Origin of the sequence: Streptomyces olivaceoviridis (assembly GCF_014650115.1) — a bacterium.
Lineage (GTDB): Bacteria > Actinomycetota > Actinomycetes > Streptomycetales > Streptomycetaceae > Streptomyces > Streptomyces olivaceoviridis.
Window position 1 is genome coordinate 1 of sequence record NZ_BMUI01000106.1, and the last position, 1275, is coordinate 1275.

General features: G+C 56.5%; 1 rRNA gene. It reads left to right on the forward strand.

Features of this window, described 5'->3' with window-relative positions:
• Positions 1-1275, forward strand: a 23S ribosomal RNA gene (locus IE273_RS43095); the annotation flags it as partial.

A 1275-nucleotide genomic window follows, 5' to 3' on the forward strand; every position in this document is an offset into this window, starting at 1 on the left:
AGCCTCTAGCGAGTTTCATGGCGGCCCGTACCCTAAACCGACTCAGGTGGTCAGGTAGAGAATACCGAGGCGTTCGGGTGAACTATGGTTAAGGAACTCGGCAAAATGCCCCCGTAACTTCGGGAGAAGGGGGGCCACGCTTGGTGATCGGATTTACTCCGTGAGCTGGGGGTGGCCGCAGAGACCAGCGAGAAGCGACTGTTTACTAAAAACACAGGTCCGTGCGAAGCCGTAAGGCGATGTATACGGACTGACGCCTGCCCGGTGCTGGAACGTTAAGGGGACCGGTTAGCTCACTTTCGGGTGGGCGAAGCTGAGAACTTAAGCGCCAGTAAACGGCGGTGGTAACTATAACCATCCTAAGGTAGCGAAATTCCTTGTCGGGTAAGTTCCGACCTGCACGAATGGCGTAACGACTTCTCGACTGTCTCAACCATAGGCCCGGTGAAATTGCACTACGAGTAAAGATGCTCGTTTCGCGCAGCAGGACGGAAAGACCCCGGGACCTTTACTATAGTTTGATATTGGTGTTCGGTTCGGCTTGTGTAGGATAGCTGGGAGACTGTGAAGCAGGCACGCCAGTGTTTGTGGAGTCGTCGTTGAAATACCAGTCTGGTCGTGCTGGATGTCTAACCTGGGTCCGTGATCCGGATCAGGGACAGTGTCTGATGGGTAGTTTAACTGGGGCGGTTGCCTCCTAAAGGGTAACGGAGGCGCCCAAAGGTTCCCTCAGCCTGGTTGGCAATCAGGTGTTGAGTGTAAGTGCACAAGGGAGCTTGACTGTGAGACCGACGGGTCGAGCAGGGACGAAAGTCGGGACTAGTGATCCGGCGGTGGCTTGTGGAAGCGCCGTCGCTCAACGGATAAAAGGTACCCCGGGGATAACAGGCTGATCTTCCCCAAGAGTCCATATCGACGGGATGGTTTGGCACCTCGATGTCGGCTCGTCGCATCCTGGGGCTGGAGTCGGTCCCAAGGGTTGGGCTGTTCGCCCATTAAAGCGGTACGCGAGCTGGGTTTAGAACGTCGTGAGACAGTTCGGTCCCTATCCGCTGCGCGCGTAGGAGTCTTGAGAAGGGCTGTCCCTAGTACGAGAGGACCGGGACGGACGAACCTCTGGTGTGCCAGTTGTTCTGCCAAGGGCATGGCTGGTTGGCTACGTTCGGGAGGGATAACCGCTGAAAGCATCTAAGCGGGAAGCCTGCTTCGAGATGAGGACTCCCACCCACTTGATGGGGTAAGGCTCCCAGTAGACGACTGGGTTGATAGGCCAGA